The following is a 17,945-nucleotide window of genomic DNA, read 5'->3' as shown; positions in this document are numbered from 1 at the left end:
ACTTAATGTGTTATTGGGTTAAGGTGGTGATATAGGGCGATAAAAGCAAAGCCCAATGGAATGACCACCGAAAATATTTTAGTGAAAGTTTTGATGGCTGGAGTGTACTTGTTGTTTACGCCCATGGTCTGGAAAGATGAAGCAAACCCGTGCCATAAGTGAAGGCTCAGTAAGAAGAATGCCACCACATAAATGATGGTTCTCCAAATGGGAGCAAACTTTTCTACGGTTTCTGCGTAGTAACGTGTTGGGTCCTCAGGGTTGGCCTCAATATATTTATAGACCATTTCGTGTACCCAAAAATCGTAGAAGTGCAATGCCAAAAAAGCAAGGATAACCAATCCGGAATAGATCATATTGCGGGACACCCATGGAGCATTGGCGCTGCCCTTGTACTTTACATAGGCTGTGCCCCTGGCTTTTCTGTTCTGGATCTCCAAAACAAAACCCATTACAAAGTGTACAATTACGCCAGCAATCAAAATAGGTTGTAGGACAAACTGTACCAAAGGATTATATCCCATAAAATGGGACCAGGAATTAAAAGTTTCGGGATCTACTACCGAAGCAAAATTAATGGTAAAATGTTGTGTAAGAAAAACAACCAAAAAAAGACCCGAAAGTGCCATTATCACTTTTCGGGCAAGCGATGACTTTATCATTCCACTCATTAGTGCTGGTTTTTCAACAAATTTACGGCACGGATGAGTTTTTAACAAGCTTTCAACATCGTAAAACAGGTTATTTAGATTCATTTTAAGCTACTGGGATTTAATCCTTCAGGATTCTATTTTGGGAATTTTAACCGATATTACAATTGATTTTCAAACCAATGCAAAAAACATGGACATTGCCATTTTATCCGTAAGCCTCAATGTATATTCCACAGCTAGGATTGCAGAGGAATTTGAAAAGGCAGGTCATTATGTGGAGCATATTGACCATACCAAATGTTCGGTACAGCTGGGCGATGATAAACCGCAGATTTTTTTTGGAACGGAGAACATTACCGATGAATTTGATGCCATTGTTCCGAGAATTGGCACAACGGTGACTCGCCACGGTGCGGCCATTGTAAAGCAGTTTGAAATGAACCATGTCTTCAGCACGGCGAAATCGTTGGGGATCATCAGGGCCAGAAACAAGGTTTCTACCTTACAAATGATGTCCAAAAAAGGAATACCTGTGCCAAAAACCGTGTTCTCCATCAACCCGAACAATGTAGAAGATCAAATAGAGCTGTTGGGGGGTGCTCCTGTTATCATCAAACTACAAGAAGGAACCCAGGGCAAAGGGGTTATTTTGGCAGAAAGCAAAAAATCGGCAAAATCCGTTATAGATACTTTGTATAATATGAACACGAGCATTTTGCTGCAACAATATATAGAGGAGGCCAATGGGGAAGACCTTAGAATTATTGTTGTGGGCAACAAAATTGTGGCCAGCATGAAACGAACCAGTGGACTGGACGATTTTAGATCCAATGTGCACCGGGGTGCGGAAACCCAAAAAGTACAGTTGACGCCAAGGGAAAAATTTATAGCTGTAAATGCCACCAAACATTTGGGTCTTGGTGTGGCCGGTGTAGATTTGATCCGATCCAAAAACGGGCCTTTACTGATAGAGGTAAATGCATCGCCGGGGTTAAAGGGCATTGAGGCGGTAACGGGGGTAAATGTGGCCAAGCACATTGTTCAATATGTAGAAAAGCACAGTGGAAGGAACAGAAAATGAACTCGTCTTGAGTGGTGAAGTTCAAGCCGACAAGTCAATTTTTTTTTCGTTGACCTTGGCCAAACTCCACTTTATGGCATCTTCCAAGTTTGCAAATTGACGTATTTTGTTTCTAAAGAACATTTTTTCCAGAACAAGACTGGCCAACCCGCTTTTGTTGTAAGCAACAACCGAATAAAACTCCAATTGGTGTCGGTGTTTGTAAAACTTTAGCCAATCGGTGGGGACTACCGAGTAGTTATGAATGCGATTGCTGATGTAGGCAATAGGTTTGTCTTTTCCCAAGACCTCGTAGGCCACGGATATTATTTTTTCGGCAATGGACCAGTTAAAAACTTCACCTTCTTTTATTTCCGATATGACCAATCCATCAAAAAAGTAGAAAATTCCAAATTCGTATTCCCGTATTTCCCGTATGGTTTTAAAAAACTCCAAATCCTTAACTCGCTGCATATATCCTTTCAGTAAGATGAATCAAATTGTATTCATCAAAAGTAGAAGCAAGCAACGGTTATTTTTGAGCTGATTTTACCAATGCCCCTATAGAATTGGTGCAACTGCCTTTTCAATTGACCGCTAATTTTTCATATTTTAATCAAAAAGAAATATTCTTACACAAACTGTTATAAAAACTGATTATTTTTCCATGTTCTTTAATTGGATTCCCAATGCCTTAGTGGATAACTGCACTTCTAAAAGTGAGAGCACCAAGGAAATCATAAGGAACACTAAACTGATCCCAAAAATAACATTGGCCCAAACACGCATTTCCACATAGATCAAGAACATGGTTACTGCAGCCAACAAAAAACTGATAATTGCAGTTGCCTGCATGTTTTTTATGATGCCCAAACGGGTCCGTAATTGGTTGATCTGTTGTTTTAAGGGTTGGGCAGAGGTTTCCTCGAACTGCTTGTGCAGTTGCCGAATCAATGCTGCAATGGCTAAATAACGGGCATTGTACGCCAACATGGTCAAGGAGATAGCAGGAAAAAGAAGTGCTGGGATACTTAAGTTGAGCTGCATGTCTTCAATTTGAAATGGAAGGTAAGGATTTGTCTTCGGTAACGCAATTGGCTACATTTGGGCAAATCAAATTATACTTATGAAATACGCTCAAATAGACAGCAATCTTTTTGTAAAGAACCGTAAGAAATTCATGGCTCAAATGAAGCCGAAAAGCATTGCGGTTTTCAATTCCAATGATATTTATCCGATCGGTGCGGACAGTACTTTACCTTTTGAACAAGATCGTGATATTTTTTACCTGAGCGGAGCGGACCAAGAAGAGACAATTTTATTGTTGTTCCCCGATGCCATGGACCCCAAGCACAGGGAAATATTGTTTGTAAGGGAAACCAACGGCCATATTGCCGTTTGGGAAGGAGCAAAGCTCACCAAGGAAAAAGCAACTGAAGTGTCGGGCATCGAGACCGTTTATTGGCTCACCGATTTTGATAAAATCTTTTTTGATTTGATGACGGAGGCGGACACGATTTATTTCAATACCAACGAGCATTACCGCCAAGCTGTGGAAACCCAAACACGGGAAGCACGGTTTATCGAAAAATGCAAAAAAGAGTATCCAGCGCACCAAACGGCAAAGAGCAATCCTATTTTGCAAAATATCCGTGGTGTAAAAGAGCCCGAGGAAATAGAATTGATGCAGACCGCCTGCGATATTACCGAAAAAGGATTTAGAAGAATTTTAGAATTCGTAAAACCAGGGGTTTGGGAGCACGAAATTGAAGCAGAATTTTTGCACGAATTTGTACGTAACCGTTCCAGAGGTTTTGCGTACCCTCCTATTATTGCAGCAGGTAACAACGCCAACGTACTCCACTATTTGGAAAACAACCAAGAGGTGAAGGACGGGGACATGATATTGTTGGACCTCGCTGCCGAGTACGCCAACTATTCCAGTGATATGACCCGGACCATTCCCGTAAACGGAAGATTTACCGACAGGCAGAAACAAGTGTACAGTGCCGTGCTCCGCGTTAAGAACGAGGCGACAAAAATGTTGGTGCCCGGAACCATTTGGGCGGAATTCCATAAAGAGGTGGGCAAATTGATGACCTCCGAACTTATAGGCTTGGGCTTGTTGGACAAGGCCGATGTACAGAACGAGAACCCCGATTGGCCGGCCTATAAAAAATACTTTATGCACGGAACCAGTCATCACATAGGATTGAACACCCACGATTACGGTGAGTTGAAAAAACCGATGAAGGCCAATATGGTGTTTACCGTGGAGCCTGGGATTTACATTCCTGCCGAAGGAATGGGCGTTCGTCTGGAAGATGATGTTGTAATTCAAGAAAAAGGAGAACCTTTTAACTTAATGAGAAACATTCCCATTGAGATTGAAGAGATAGAGGAGTTGATGAATAAATAGACCAGATGAAGGTTTTACTGTTTTTAGTACAACAATCAAACATTGAAAAAAAGATGGAGGAAGCTCCCGATAGTGCCTACGAAATTGGCGTGGTTATCGGGAGCTACCTCCCTTTTGTGGTATTGGCCGCCATTGCTTATGCTATTTACTACTACAATAAAAAGAAGCGGGGTTCGGAATAAACTATTTCCCGGTATGTAGTTGATTTTCAACTTTAAATCAACGTACTTTATAGGAACAAGCGCTAAAAACTTTGGAAAAACAAGACAAACTTTACCGCATAGCATTGGCCTTGGCCCTGTTCACCATCTTTTACAACATTGCCGAGGGAGTTATTTCCACTTATTTAGGTTTTGAGGATGAAAGCCTTGCGTTATTTGGATTTGGAGCCGATAGCTTTATCGAGGTGATTTCCGGACTGGGCATTGCACACATGGTTCTGCGCATACAAAGGAACCCGGATAGCAACCGCGACAATTTTGAACGAACTGCCCTTAGGATTACCGGAGTTGCATTTTATCTTTTGGTCGTTGGTCTTGTCGTTTCAAGTATTTACAATATTTGGACAGGGCACAAACCGTTGACCACATTTTGGGGAGTAATCATTTCGGCAATATCCATATTGGTCATGTGGATTTTGGTCTGGTGGAAGCGAAAGGTGGGGCGCCAACTGAATTCGGCACCCATTTTGGCAGATGCCAACTGCACGTTGGTCTGTGTATATATGTCCATTATCTTATTGGTGAGCAGTGGGATCTACGAAATTTTCAAGATTCCTTATATTGATAGTTTGGGTACATTGGGATTGGCCTATTTTGCCTTTTCCGAAGGAAAGGAATGTTTTGAAAAGGCACGCAGCAATAAACACTGTGGTTGTACAGAATAGATCAAAATATGGGGCAGGATAGAAAAAATCATTGGGAAACGGTTTATGGCAGCAAAACGCCAGAGGAGGTCAGTTGGACACAAGAGGTGCCACAAATTTCCTTGGACCTTATCCATTCCCTGTCCCTGAAAAAGAATTCAAAAATCATTGACGTGGGCGGCGGTGACAGCAAGTTGGTCGATTTTTTGCTCGCTGAAGATTTCGAAAACATTACCGTGCTCGATATTTCGGGCAAAGCCATGGAAAGAGCTAAAAAAAGGTTGGGAGACAGGGCCAAAAAGGTAAAATGGATTGAAAGTGACATCACCGAATTTGAACCCAAGGAAACTTATGATGTTTGGCACGATCGCGCAGCGTTTCATTTTTTGACATCCCCTGAGCAGATACAAACCTATGTGGAATTGACCAAAAAAGCTGTTGCCAGCTATATGATTTTGGGAACATTCTCCACAAATGGACCTAAAAAATGTAGTGGTCTAGATATCAAACAATATAATGAAGAGCAAATGGTAACTGTTTTCAAACATTTTGAGAAATTGGAATGTAGAACCGAAGACCATGCCACACCATTTGGTACTGCACAACATTTTATTTTTTGCAGTTTTAAAAGAAAACAAGATTAGCTTGGAGCAGCTGTTTCTTTACTGTTGATGATGTTCGAAGCAATGAATGCGACCAATGTGGGAAGCACCCAGCCCATTTGATGCTGGCTCAACGGAATCCAATCAACAAAGGGAGCGATTTGCTCACCAAACCCGATGCTTCCCAAAAAATCGGGAATACTGAACAGAATAGTCACTCCGATTACCCGTTGAAACACCTTGGGCGAACCCCATTTTTCTGGAACCACATTCAGTAAAATCAAAATAATGGTAATGGGATAAATAAACATGAGTGACGGGACGGCTACGGTAATAATGTAACCAACATCAAACTGACCCACCAACACACCCAATAGGCACCCCAAAAATGCTGTGATTCGGTATGCTAAAATTGAATCGTTGAACCGTCCTTTGATAAAATCAGAAGTTCCCGTTACAATTCCTACCGCTGTGGTAAAACAGGCCAAGCTTACCAAAATACTGAGCAATATATTGGCTGTTTGCCCCAAGGTTTTTGTACTGATTCCTCGTAAAAGGGCGGTTCTGGAAATATCGGTATCAAAAGCATCCCCGAACAAAGCACCTGTGAGGATAAGGCCTCCGTACACCAAAAATAGCCCAATTCCTGCCCACAGCCCTGCTTTTCCAATAAGTCTTCGTTTTTCTTCAAAGGTGGCAGTTTTCTCTTTTAAGTTGATGGATATGATGATTACCGCGCCCACTACTACAGCTCCGATGGCATCAAAAGTTTGGTAACCTTCCAAAATTCCCGAGCTAAAAGCTTGTCCCATTGCTGATGGAACAAAATCAAAGTCCAATGCAAAGACTGCCGTTATTATCATTATTAATAAGATGATTAGGATACCGGGCGTTAATAGCTTGCCCAATGCGTCCAAAACTTTGGAACGATTGAGGACAAACACAAATACCAACATAAAATAGATAAGACTTGTGAGCAATGAAGAAGAACCCCAAAAGGGCTGTATGGCCATTTCGTGTGTAACCGATGCAGTCCTGGGCGATGGCAACGCAATGGCAATGGCATAGATCAGGTAGCAATACACAACGCTGAACAAAGGGGATACCTTTTTGGCAAAATCAAAGAGAGTTCCTTGTAATCTGGCATGGGCAATAATTCCTAGAATGGGCACAAGCACCCCCGAAATGCAAAATCCCAAGGTGACCAACCACCATAAATTTCCAGATTTAAACCCCAACAATGGAGGTAAAACAAGATTTCCAGCCCCGAAAAAGAGAGAAAAAAGGGCAAAAGATGTAATTATTAAAGATTTCTTGCTGTCAGATTGTTGATAATTTGTTTTCAATGCGGTATATTACAAAAGTGTTTTTGAGCGAAAAAAGATGGCTTTTTGTCGATTTTATTGCATTTCATCGAAAAAAATACTTTGTCGACGCAATCGTAAAATAAAAAGTTATCAACACCCGTTCCTATTAAAAGTTGAACCACTTAAAAATATTTTTATAACACAAAATTACTATTCACCAATTTAAGCATTTTTCGAAGCCCCATATCGTAATTATATGCTTTTCTCCAAACAACACCAGCTTATGAAAACAACTACTACGCAACATGGCAACAAATTCTCTTCTTTCTTTTGCAGTCTGTTCGGGCACCATTACACGGTTTCCAAAAAAGTGACGCAGCACATTAAAGAATACAAATGTATTCATTGCCAAAAACAGGTTACTACAGATGTTACTGGTAAACTTTCTGCATTGACTCCGCAAATGCAAGAGATTAACAGTACGTTGGAAGATATGTACCAAAAACGAAAAAGCAGGGTAGTGCACCAAGTGGCATAGCCCTTTTTTGTTTTAGGAAAAGGCCCAAATCTTATCCCGGAAACTTAAGTAATTGCCTACTGCTAATGGTTGCGTGCCCCAATGCCATGATATGTAGGGATGCCCTTGATTTTCGGGATTTTTTTATTTGTTGAACGAGTTCCAGCCCTGTGCGGTGATGGGGATTTTTGTCTCCGCTCGTGTGATTAAATGGATACCCTCGCTCTTTTCCGTTATGTGACCAATCACCGTTAAGTTCGGATTCCCTTTTATTTTTGGAAAATCAGCTTGGTCAACAGTGAACAACAGCTCGTAATCCTCACCACCACTCAATGCGATCATGGTGCTGTCCATTTTAAATTCCTCGGATGCGGAAATCACGGTGGGATCAAGTGGGATCTTTTCTTCAAAAACATTGCAACCAATATCACTGTGCTTGCAGAGGTGCATCACTTCGGATGATAGTCCATCACTGATATCAATCATAGAGGTTGGTTTTACTTCCAGTTTTTTGAGCAGATCTACAATATCTTTTCGAGCTTCGGGCTTTAGTTGCCGCTCCACAATGTAAGAATAGGGTTCCAAATCGGGTTGACTGTTGGGGTTGACCTTGAACACTTCTTTTTCTCGTTCTAAAACCTGCAAGCCCAGGTAAGCACCACCTAAATCACCGGTAACTACCAGTAAATCATTGGGTTTGCTACCTTTTCGGTAAACGATGTCGTTCTCCTCGGCGGCTCCAATTGCAGTAACGCTAATAATCATGCCTCGGGTAGATGAGGTCGTATCTCCGCCAACCAAATCAACATTGTACAGCTTGCATGCAAGTGCTACTCCTTCATAAAATTCTTCGAGCGCTTCCAAAGGAAACCGGTTGGAAATGGCCAAAGAAACTGTAATCTGTGTGGCTATGGCGTTCATGGCATAGATGTCGGAAAGGTTTACCATCACCGATTTGTAACCCAAATGCTTCAAGGGCATGTAGCTCAGGTCAAAATGGACTCCTTCCACCAACATATCGGTGGACACAATGGTTTTTTTGCCATTGTAGTCCATTACCGCAGCATCATCACCAACCCCAACCAAGGATGAGGGTTGATTGAGTTCAAAGTTTTTGGTAAGATGTTCGATCAGGCCAAATTCGCCCAATTCTTCCAGTGATGTACGTTCTTGATTCTTGTCTTCTAGCATTTTGCAAAAATAATGAGGATAATCGTAAATTCTGGTGTCCGAAGGGGTATAAAATTTTTTCGGGGAAAGTGTATCAGAAATCATAGGAAATTGTTGGAAATACGCCATTGATGCGACTTAGCGTAAACCTGCATTATTTTCCATAAGAAACACCTATGGAATCATTCGTTATAATAATGTTAGTTGCCATGGTAAAACCCTACATATACAGTATATTTGTAGGCTATTTAGATTAAATTCAATTAAGATGATTAAGGTTTCAGAATCAGCAAGGCACAAAGTGGTGTCGCTCATGACCGAAGAAGGTTTTGATGCGACCACGGATTATGTGCGTGTTGGCGTAAAGAGTGGAGGGTGCAGTGGATTGTCTTATGAATTGACCTTTGACAATTCCGCTACGGACACAGATAAGATCTTTGAAGATAACGATGTGAGAATCATCGTTGACAAAAAAAGCTTTTTGTATTTGGTAGGCACCACATTGGAATATTCCGGAGGTTTGAACGGAAAGGGTTTTGTGTTCAACAACCCTAATGCTCAAAGGACCTGCGGATGTGGAGAAAGTTTTTCACTATAAACATTGACTTAAAGCCTGTAATTGGCTAACTTAAAGATATATGGCTTATACAGAAGAAGAATTAAAGAAAGAACTGGAGACCAAAGAGTACGAGTATGGTTTCTACACGGACATTGAATCGGATACCCTCCCCAAAGGGTTGAACGAGGAAATCGTTATTGCCATTTCCAAGAAGAAGGAAGAACCCGATTGGATGACGGAGTGGAGATTGGAAGCTTTTCGTGCTTGGAAAGAAATGGAGGAACCCGAGTGGGCAAACGTAACCTACAAAAAACCCGACTTCCAAGACATTTCCTATTACTCGGCCCCTAATAAAAAACCCAAGTACAATAGCTTGGACGAAGTGGACCCAGAATTGTTGGACACCTTCAAAAAGCTGGGAATCTCGGTAGATGAGCAGAAGAAGTTGGCAGGTGTTGCGGTGGATATTGTAATGGATTCCGTTTCAGTGGCCACAACTTTCAAAAAGACATTGGCCGAAAAAGGCATTATTTTCTGTTCCATTTCGGAAGCTATTCAGGAACATCCGGAATTGGTAAAGAAATACTTGGGGACCGTAGTGCCCAAAAAAGATAACTTTTACGCTGCATTGAATTCAGCGGTGTTTTCCGATGGATCTTTCTGTTACATTCCGAAAGGAGTCAGATGTCCGATGGAACTTTCCACCTATTTCCGAATCAACCAGGCGGGAACAGGACAGTTCGAGAGAACCTTGGTAATTGCCGAAGAAGGCAGTTATGTAAGTTATTTGGAAGGATGTACCGCACCCATGCGTGATGAAAACCAATTGCACGCAGCCGTTGTGGAATTAATTGCCCTGGACAATGCCGAAATCAAATATTCCACAGTTCAGAACTGGTTCCCTGGCAACAAGGAAGGAAAAGGAGGCGTTTACAACTTTGTGACCAAGCGCGGATTGTGCGAGAAGCACGCCAAAATTTCATGGACGCAAGTCGAGACAGGTTCCGCGGTCACATGGAAATATCCATCCTGTATTTTGAAGGGGGATTATTCCATTGGGGAATTCTATTCCATAGCAGTGACCAACAATTTCCAGCAAGCAGATACCGGGACTAAGATGATCCACTTGGGCAAGAATACCAAGAGTACAATCATTTCCAAAGGTATTTCTGCGGGACAGTCACAAAATAGCTACCGCGGATTGGTACAGGTAAACAGTCGTGCCGAAAATGCGAGGAACTTCTCCCAATGCGATTCCCTATTGATGGGCAACCGCTGCGGAGCACACACATTCCCTTACATTGAAGCTAAGAACAAAAGCGCACAGATAGAGCACGAAGCCACGACCAGTAAGATTGGTGAGGATCAGATTTTCTACTGTAACCAAAGGGGAATTGATACCGAAAAGGCCATCGCCTTGATCGTAAACGGATTCAGTAAGGAAGTATTGAACAAACTACCAATGGAATTTGCCGTAGAAGCGCAAAAATTATTGGAAATCAGTTTAGAAGGATCAGTAGGGTAACTTCGGCGGGCGCTCAGCTACCCAAGCAGATTTGGTGATTGAGCGAAGTCGAAATCACAATTATTAAGACAGAACACAATTTTACAAAATGCTAGAAATAAAGAACTTACACGCAAGCGTAGACGATAAAGAAATCCTTAAGGGAATCAACCTAAAGGTGAACGCTGGAGAGGTACATGCCATTATGGGCCCCAACGGTTCAGGTAAAAGTACCTTGGCCGAAGTTATCGCAGGTCAAGAGGAATTTGAAGTAGGAGAGGGCAGTATTCTTTTGGAAGGAGAGGACTTGGAAGAACTTTCCCCAGAAGAAAGAGCCCACAAAGGAGTGTTTCTATCGTTCCAGTATCCAGTTGAGATTCCAGGAGTATCGGTGACCAATTTTATGAAGACCGCTATCAACGAATCCAGAAAAGCACAAGGTCTGGAGGATATGCCGGCCAACGAAATGCTTAAGAAGATTCGGGAGAAGTCGGAAATGTTGGAAATCGACCGAAAGTTCCTTTCCCGTTCCTTGAACGAAGGGTTCTCCGGAGGGGAAAAGAAGCGTAACGAAATCTTCCAAATGGCGATGATGGAACCCAAATTGGCCATTTTGGACGAAACCGATTCCGGTCTGGATATTGATGCCCTTCGTATCGTGGCCAATGGGGTGAACAAATTGCGCAGCAAGGACAACGCCATCATTGTAATCACCCACTATCAGCGTTTGTTGGAATACATCGTACCCGATTATGTGCATGTATTGCACGATGGCAAAATCGTAAAGTCCGGCACCAAGGAATTGGCCCTGGAATTGGAAGAAAAAGGATACGATTGGTTAAAAGAAGAAGCTGCGGTATAACCAGTTTTGTCATTCCCATGAAAATGGGAATCCAAATGAAAAGAAATCATTAATTAGATTCCTGCCAGAGTTTATGCTGAGTTAAACGAAGTGCAGGGATGACAATTAAAAACAAATGGATTTAAAGGAAAAATTAGTCTCCTCTTTTATGGCTTTTGAAGATGGCTTGGATTTAGATCATCCAGTACATGAGGAAAGGTCCAATGCCATGAAGAACTTTGAGACCAAGGGCTTCCCGACCAAAAAGGACGAAGCTTGGAAGTATACTTCACTCAAAGGCTTGCAAAAGATAGATTTCAGCATCTTTCCAAAGCATGAAACCACCTTGGAATACAAGGATGTGAAAAAATACTTTCTCCACGAGATAGACACCTACAAAATTGTGTTTGTTGATGGGGTGTACAGTTCTTACCTTTCTGAAACAACACATGATGGTGTGGATGTCTGTTTGATGAGCTCTGCTTTTAGCAAGCCGATGTTTAAACAGGTGATTGAAGTGTACTTCAACAAAGCGGCTTCTAAAGATGAGTCGTTGACCTCTTTGAATACAGCTTTTAGCAAAGAAGGAGCGTATATCTACATCCCAAAGAACAAAATGCCCAAGAAGCCTATCCAAATTTTGCATTTGGCCACGGGCAACGAGGCAGCTTTGATGCTACAACCTAGGAACTTGATTGTTGCAGAGGACAACGCCGAGGTGCAAATTATAGAACGCCACCAAAGTTTGACCGGTAATGAAGTGTTCACGAACTCCGTGACCGAAATTTTCGCAGGAAAGGATGCCATTGTGGACTACTACAAAGTTCAGAACGATGCGCCAACGGCTTCATTGGTGGACAACACATATATCTCACAAAAAAACAGTAGTGTGGTACGAGTGCACACCTTCTCTTTGGGAGGAAAACTCATCCGTAACAACCTGAACTTTTATCAGAACGGGGAGCGCATCGACTCTACCTTGAAAGGCGTAACTATTTTGGGCGACAAACAGCACGTAGACCATCATACTTTGGTACACCATGCACAGCCCAACTGCGAGAGCCATCAAGACTACAAAGGGATTTTTGGTGACAGTTCTACAGGTGTTTTCAACGGAAAGATTATTGTGGACAAGATTGCCCAAAAAACGGATGCCTTTCAGCAGAACAACAATATTTTGTTGAGTGATAGGTCGACCATCAACTCAAAACCACAATTGGAGATTTTTGCGGACGACGTAAAATGTTCGCATGGATGTACCATTGGTCAGTTGGATGATGAGGCCCTTTTCTACCTTAGATCAAGGGGAATCCCTAAGAAAGAGGCCAAGGCCTTGATGATGTACGCTTTTGCCAACAACGTTTTGGAGAGTGTTCGTATTCCCGAGCTTAAGGCGAGAATCAATAAGATTATCGCCAATAAACTGGGCGTTCGTATGGGATTTGACCTGTAGTTTATGAGGTGTCATTTCGAGCTTTAGTCCTGAGAGGGAATCGAAGGATGGGCGAGAAATCTCCTTATAGTTTAGATTTTTCACTTCGTTCAAAATGACAGAAAAAAATATTCTAATAGAGAAGTTAGACGTAAATACCATCAGGAAAGACTTTCCCATCCTCCAAAGAGAGGTCAATGGACAGCCTTTGGTGTATTTGGACAATGCAGCAACATCGCAGACACCACAGCAGGTAATTGATGCCATTGTTGATTATTACCAAAATTACAATGCCAACATTCACCGTGGGGTACATACCTTGTCTCAAGAAGCGACTGATGCTTACGAAGCAGCACGCCAAAAAATCCAAAAGCACTTTAACATTGCCTATCCCTACGAGGTGATTTTCACTTCGGGAACCACAGACAGTATCAATTTGGTCGCCAACGGATTCACTTCATTTTTAAAAGAGGGTGATGAGGTTCTGGTTTCCGCCATGGAGCACCACTCCAATATTGTGCCTTGGCAGATGCTGTGCGAACGCACGGGGGCAACCCTCAAAGTGATTCCAATGAATCTGGAAGGAGAGTTGGTAATGGAAGGATATTACAATTTGTTGTCCGACAAGACAAAATTGGTCTTCTGCAACCATGTGTCCAATGCGTTGGGAACCATCAATCCAATTAAAGAAATTATTGATGCTGCCCACAAAGTGGGAGCCGCGGTTTTGGTGGATGGGGCACAGGCTGCAGCACACATCAAAGCTGATTTACAGGCATTGGATGTGGATTTCTACACCGTTTCTGCCCATAAAATGTGTGGACCAACGGGTGTTGGAATGTTGTATGGCAAAGAGGAATGGCTTAAAAAATTACCACCCTATCAAGGCGGGGGCGAAATGATTGCCGAGGTAACCTTTGAAAAGACCACCTATGCCGATCTGCCCCATAAATTTGAAGCGGGAACGCCCAATATCTGTGGGGGAATTGCTTTTGGAGCCGCGTTGGATTACATGAATAGCATCGGTTTTGATGCCATCGCCCAGTACGAAGATGAGTTGGTGGAATATGCCACCGAACAATTGCTCACCATTGATGGATTAAAGATTTATGGAACCGCAGCGCACAAAACTTCGGTGATTTCCTTTAACATTGAAGGAATCCATCCCTACGACATCGGCACCATTGTGGATAAATTGGGCATCGCAGTGCGTACAGGGCACCATTGCGCGCAACCTATCATGGATTTTTACAAGATTCCGGGCACGGTAAGGGCCAGTTTTAGCTTTTACAACAATAAAGAAGAAGTGGATAAATTGGTCGAAGCCGTAAAGCGGGCCAGAAATATGTTACAGTAGCCGAAGCGTTATCTTTATCATAAAGACTTGAATTGCAGTCCGCCGAGTTGTACTTTTGAACAAAACCACAGCATGACCATAAAAGAGATACAGGAAGAGATAATAGACGAGTTTTCCATGTTCGACGACTGGATGCAGCGTTACGAATATATGATTGAACTCGGAAAATCACTTCCATTGATAGAAGAACAATACAAGACCGATGATAACCTGATCAAAGGTTGCCAGAGCAAGGTTTGGGTGCATGCCGAACTGGATGGAGACAGATTGGTTTTTACTGCCGATAGCGATGCCATTATCACCAAAGGGATCATAGCCATTTTGGTCAGGGCGTTCAGCAATCAAAAACCTCAGGATATTATCGACGCCGACACAGGGTTTATTGATGAAATTGGTCTTAAAGAACATTTGTCGCCAACCCGGGCCAACGGATTGGTAAGCATGATCAAGCAACTGAAATTGTACGCAGTTGCCTATCAAACACAGTTAAAATAGCATAAGATGAGCGAAGAAACCACCATAGATACACAAGAACTGGGCGAAAAGATCGTAAAGGTGCTCAAGACCATTTATGATCCAGAAATTCCTGTGGACATTTACGAACTGGGATTGATTTATGACGTGTTCGTGAACGAGGAATACGAAGTAAAGATTTTGATGACCCTTACCTCGCCCAATTGCCCTGTGGCCGAAACTTTGCCTGTGGAGGTAGAGGAGAAAGTGAAGTCCATTGATATGCTGAAAGACGTGGAGGTGGAAATCACTTTTGACCCCCCTTGGACCCAGGAGCTGATGAGCGAAGAGGCCAAATTGGAGTTGGGGCTCCTGTAGGGGTTTAACTTGTCATTCCGCACTAGATGCGGAATCTACTTAATTTGAAAAAGATTCCTGCCTTTGCAGGAATGACAATTATGGAAAAAGAAATCGTAAATAGAGTAGCGCAAAGCAAGTTGATTACCTTCAACCTGGAGGATTATTATCCCATAGGGGAGCGTATGGTGCTGGACATTAAAGATTGGTTGTACGAAGGCTTTATCTTGCGTGAAAAAGAGTTTCGTTCCCATGTGGAAGAACACGACTGGACAGCCTATCAAAACGCCTATGTGGCGCTTCAATGTTCTTCGGATGCCATTATTCCAGGCTGGGCCTTTATGTTGATTGCCTCCAAGTTACAGCCTTATGCCAAAAAGGTGGTTCAGGGTAGTCTTGAGGATTTAGAAACTGCACTTTATCAAACTGTATTGGACCAATTGGATGTTGCTGAATTTACAGATAAACCCGTAATCATAAAAGGGTGTTCCAACAAACCCGTTCCCGAAAATGCCTACCTTATGGCCGTTACAAAAATCCAAGAAGTGGCCAAAAGTGTGATGTATGGCGAGGCTTGTTCTTCGGTGCCGCTTTATAAGAAAAAATAAAAAGTTCCCAAAAAGGGACTTTATCACTTTGAAATTTATAGATTGGGGTTTACTGTAATGGTACAGTCAGCTGTGGCCTCAGTATCCTCAACAACGGTCGCTGCAACAGACTTTAATGTTTTGACAACCATTAAAAAATAAGGTAACCTAAAGAAAGTTGCAATACAGAATTATTTTCCGTTGATTCAATTATGGTTATTTCTCTACGCAAATTGGATAGCCCATGAAAATAATTAAGCTGAACGAATGCTTTAGTAGTAAAATAAAAAGTTACACCGGCCATAGCTCCGTAATCCACAAAGAAATCACCTGATCTCTCATGTAACACATCTCCTTTCGCATGAAAACCTTCTACATCGACCTTGGTAATTACATTTTTTGAATACAATAAGAAAGCAATTTCTGGCCCCAAATCCAAACTAAGATTATTCATCAACTTATATTTAAGCAATACGGGAACTGACAGATAGCTATCTCTATTGGCATATTTTACTGGGATTCTTGAATGATTATCGAAAGCGCCTAAGTCCATTTCATCATTAAAGCCTTTGGAAGAAAAGAGTACCCTGGGTTCCAAAGCTATCTTATCACTCAAAGAAAAGTTTGAAAATACGCCAAATTGATAAGCAAGACGCCAACTATTGTTGATGGATTCTGTTCTGTCTCCCCTAATATTAGCTAGATTCAATCCTCCAATGACCCCAAAATTCTTTTCTTGGGCATTTACAAATAAAGTACTGGCTATAACAATAACTACAGCAATACCTGCTGATTTTTTCATATTTGATTCAAATTGAATTGAAAACCTACAAGAAAGGAAATAATATTGGTTCGGGAAACGGCCAATTGACGGATGCCCCATATGAATTGATGGATAAGGGTTTTAAAGAAATTTTTACCTGTGATGCTAACCATCAAGAGGTAAAATGAGACAGTTGAGGGACGTTTTTGGTAAGTACTCAATTCATAAGTCCACACCAATTTGTCAGTAATTGAAAATTGTTTATTGCCATCGGTTAAGGAAAATAGGTGTGACATTTCTTACTTTTACGGTTCTAAACAGAAAACTCCATACTATGAAAAAACTACTTTTTACTGCTGTGGCTTTCTTTGCTCTGTTCTCAGCAACTGCACAGACCGAGGAAGAATTAAAAGCCCAGATTGCCCCAAAAAAAGATTCTATTGCCGCTATCCAGTCGCGGGTCAATGCACTTCAAGCAAAACTGGATGCGCTCCCAGGTTGGAAAATTGGCGCATTCGGAACTATTGGTGGCAGTATATCCCAGTTCAATAATTGGTTTGCCCAAGGAATTCCCAATAACTCATCAGGAAATATTGGATTTACCGTTAATGCCTATGCCAATCTTCAAGAAGAAAAATTCTTTTGGAGAAATGCTGCCAATCTCAACCTGTCCTGGGTCAAACTGGACGATAAGGATGATCCTACCGACGATGATAGCTTTCGTCAGGCCACCGATGTGTTCAATATTTCATCTTTGTACGGTAGAAAACTGAGTGAGAAATTCGCTATATCTACTTTGGCGGAATATAGAACCACAATTTTGAGCAATTTTAACGACCCGGGTTATTTGGACCTTGGTGTCGGTGCCACATGGACCCCTATCCCAGATTTGGTGGTGGTAATGCACCCGCTCAACTACAACTTTGTGTTCAGCAGTGAGGATACCATTTTTGAATCTTCTATGGGGGCCAAGATTGTAGCGGACTATACTAAGCAAATTGGTGCAATAAACTTTAAAAGTAACCTGTCCTTGTTCCAAAGCTATGAAAGCAGCAATTTGAGCAACTGGACATGGACCAATTCTTTTAGCTACAAGTTATGGAAAATGATTGGTGTAGGTTTTGACTTTGGATTGCGAAACAACAAACAGGAAACATTGAATTACATTGTAAACAATGCGCCAACTCCTAATCCAGATGCTACGTTCGATACGATTGACAATGAGCTTCAGACCTATTGGACACTTGGACTTAGTTATAAGTTTTAAGGAGCAATTTAAGTTGACAAAAAAAGCCCTCAATTTGAGGGCTTTTTTGTGGGGTGAAAATTATGTTTTCCGTGTTTTTAAGACCATGGTCTAAGTAGGTTAAGATCTGTAAAATCTGCGTTCGACACTAAAATGACTTAAAAACAATGTGAAAGTAGGCCTAATGTGGCGACCCCCTAAATTTTTGTTGTGAACTGTCCGAAAAATGTTGTGAAGCAATTGATGTTTTGCT

General features: G+C 41.9%; 21 protein-coding genes. 15 read left to right on the top strand and 6 right to left on the bottom strand.

Features of this window, described 5'->3' with window-relative positions; genetic code table 11:
• Positions 1-2 precede the first annotated feature (2 nt).
• Entirely contained in the window at positions 3-671 is a 669-nt protein-coding gene (locus tag GO009_RS00610) for a succinate dehydrogenase cytochrome b subunit (protein ID WP_163624212.1), read from the bottom strand.
• 172 nt (positions 672-843) lie between these two features.
• Between GO009_RS00610 and GO009_RS00605 the strand changes: the two genes are divergently transcribed.
• A complete protein-coding gene (locus tag GO009_RS00605) occupies positions 844-1,734 on the top strand; it encodes a RimK family alpha-L-glutamate ligase (RefSeq protein WP_163624211.1) in 891 nt (296 codons plus the stop codon).
• A gap of 21 nt (positions 1,735-1,755) precedes the next feature.
• Here GO009_RS00605 and GO009_RS00600 read toward each other — a convergent pair whose 3' ends face one another.
• Both GO009_RS00600 and GO009_RS00595 read right to left on the bottom strand, forming a co-directional pair.
• On the bottom strand, positions 1,756-2,187 hold the full coding sequence (locus GO009_RS00600; protein WP_163624210.1) for a hypothetical protein: 432 nt from the start codon (positions 2,185-2,187) through the stop codon (positions 1,756-1,758).
• Between the two features lie 183 nt (positions 2,188-2,370).
• Positions 2,371-2,760 (bottom strand): DUF2721 domain-containing protein, encoded by a 390-nt coding sequence (locus GO009_RS00595; RefSeq protein ID WP_163624209.1) that lies wholly within the window; start codon positions 2,758-2,760, stop codon positions 2,371-2,373.
• Positions 2,761-2,839: 79 nt separating this feature from the next.
• Between GO009_RS00595 and GO009_RS00590 the strand changes: the two genes are divergently transcribed.
• The 4 genes from GO009_RS00590 to GO009_RS00580 all read left to right on the top strand — a co-directional run bounded on the left by GO009_RS00590 (position 2,840) and on the right by GO009_RS00580 (position 5,641).
• Positions 2,840-4,132, top strand: a complete 1,293-nt coding sequence (locus GO009_RS00590) for an aminopeptidase P family protein (RefSeq protein ID WP_163624208.1) — start codon at positions 2,840-2,842, stop codon at positions 4,130-4,132.
• 5 nt (positions 4,133-4,137) lie between these two features.
• On the top strand, positions 4,138-4,314 hold the full coding sequence (locus tag GO009_RS17490; protein WP_203532245.1) for a hypothetical protein: 177 nt from the start codon (positions 4,138-4,140) through the stop codon (positions 4,312-4,314).
• 71 nt (positions 4,315-4,385) lie between these two features.
• On the top strand, positions 4,386-5,018 hold the full coding sequence (locus GO009_RS00585) for a cation transporter (protein ID WP_163624207.1): 633 nt from the start codon (positions 4,386-4,388) through the stop codon (positions 5,016-5,018).
• Between the two features lie 8 nt (positions 5,019-5,026).
• The gene (locus tag GO009_RS00580; RefSeq protein ID WP_163624206.1) at positions 5,027-5,641 is read left to right on the top strand and encodes a class I SAM-dependent methyltransferase; all 615 of its coding nucleotides are present in this window, start codon (positions 5,027-5,029) and stop codon (positions 5,639-5,641) included.
• On the opposite strand, the gene brnQ is transcribed toward GO009_RS00580, so the two are convergent.
• Positions 5,638-6,945: a branched-chain amino acid transport system II carrier protein gene (gene brnQ, locus GO009_RS00575; RefSeq protein WP_163624205.1), complete on the bottom strand. Its 1,308-nt coding sequence runs from the start codon at positions 6,943-6,945 to the stop codon at positions 5,638-5,640. The two genes, GO009_RS00580 and brnQ, sit on opposite strands and share 4 nt — an antisense overlap.
• Positions 6,946-7,189: 244 nt before the next feature.
• On the opposite strand from brnQ, the gene GO009_RS00570 reads away from it, so the two are divergent.
• Entirely contained in the window at positions 7,190-7,444 is a 255-nt protein-coding gene (locus GO009_RS00570; protein WP_163624204.1) for a hypothetical protein, read from the top strand.
• Between the two features lie 123 nt (positions 7,445-7,567).
• Here GO009_RS00570 and thiL read toward each other — a convergent pair whose 3' ends face one another.
• Positions 7,568-8,614 (bottom strand): thiamine-phosphate kinase, encoded by a 1,047-nt coding sequence (gene thiL, locus GO009_RS00565; RefSeq protein ID WP_163624203.1) that lies wholly within the window; start codon positions 8,612-8,614, stop codon positions 7,568-7,570.
• A gap of 247 nt (positions 8,615-8,861) precedes the next feature.
• Here thiL and GO009_RS00560 point away from each other — a divergent pair, with 247 nt between their 5' ends.
• The 8 genes from GO009_RS00560 (at position 8,862) to GO009_RS00525 (ending at position 15,704) form a co-directional block, all read left to right on the top strand.
• Complete coding sequence (locus GO009_RS00560; protein ID WP_163624202.1) at positions 8,862-9,191, top strand: iron-sulfur cluster assembly accessory protein; 330 nt, start codon at positions 8,862-8,864, stop codon at positions 9,189-9,191.
• 40 nt (positions 9,192-9,231) lie between these two features.
• Positions 9,232-10,677 (top strand): Fe-S cluster assembly protein SufB, encoded by a 1,446-nt coding sequence (gene sufB, locus GO009_RS00555; protein ID WP_163624201.1) that lies wholly within the window; start codon positions 9,232-9,234, stop codon positions 10,675-10,677.
• An 88-nt stretch (positions 10,678-10,765) separates the two neighbouring features.
• Positions 10,766-11,518, top strand: a complete 753-nt coding sequence (sufC, locus tag GO009_RS00550) for a Fe-S cluster assembly ATPase SufC (RefSeq protein WP_163624200.1) — start codon at positions 10,766-10,768, stop codon at positions 11,516-11,518.
• A gap of 115 nt (positions 11,519-11,633) precedes the next feature.
• Positions 11,634-12,950, top strand: a complete 1,317-nt coding sequence (sufD, locus tag GO009_RS00545) for a Fe-S cluster assembly protein SufD (protein ID WP_163624199.1) — start codon at positions 11,634-11,636, stop codon at positions 12,948-12,950.
• Between the two features lie 94 nt (positions 12,951-13,044).
• Positions 13,045-14,286, top strand: a complete 1,242-nt coding sequence (locus GO009_RS00540) for an aminotransferase class V-fold PLP-dependent enzyme (protein WP_163624198.1) — start codon at positions 13,045-13,047, stop codon at positions 14,284-14,286.
• Positions 14,287-14,358: 72 nt separating this feature from the next.
• On the top strand, positions 14,359-14,781 hold the full coding sequence (locus GO009_RS00535; protein WP_163624197.1) for a SufE family protein: 423 nt from the start codon (positions 14,359-14,361) through the stop codon (positions 14,779-14,781).
• 6 nt (positions 14,782-14,787) lie between these two features.
• Entirely contained in the window at positions 14,788-15,117 is a 330-nt protein-coding gene (locus GO009_RS00530) for an iron-sulfur cluster assembly protein (protein WP_108245524.1), read from the top strand.
• 80 nt (positions 15,118-15,197) lie between these two features.
• Positions 15,198-15,704 (top strand): DUF2480 family protein, encoded by a 507-nt coding sequence (locus GO009_RS00525; protein ID WP_163624447.1) that lies wholly within the window; start codon positions 15,198-15,200, stop codon positions 15,702-15,704.
• A gap of 130 nt (positions 15,705-15,834) precedes the next feature.
• On the opposite strand, the gene GO009_RS00520 is transcribed toward GO009_RS00525, so the two are convergent.
• Entirely contained in the window at positions 15,835-16,485 is a 651-nt protein-coding gene (locus GO009_RS00520; protein ID WP_163624196.1) for a porin family protein, read from the bottom strand.
• A 295-nt stretch (positions 16,486-16,780) separates the two neighbouring features.
• Here GO009_RS00520 and GO009_RS00515 point away from each other — a divergent pair, with 295 nt between their 5' ends.
• Entirely contained in the window at positions 16,781-17,713 is a 933-nt protein-coding gene (locus GO009_RS00515; RefSeq protein WP_163624195.1) for a DUF3078 domain-containing protein, read from the top strand.
• Positions 17,714-17,945: the final 232 nt, after the last annotated feature.

Source organism: Allomuricauda sp. TY007, assembly GCF_010468565.1.
In the GTDB taxonomy this organism is placed as follows: domain Bacteria; phylum Bacteroidota; class Bacteroidia; order Flavobacteriales; family Flavobacteriaceae; genus Flagellimonas.
Note: the sequence above shows the minus strand (reverse complement) of the source record. Positions and strands in the feature narration are given on the sequence as shown.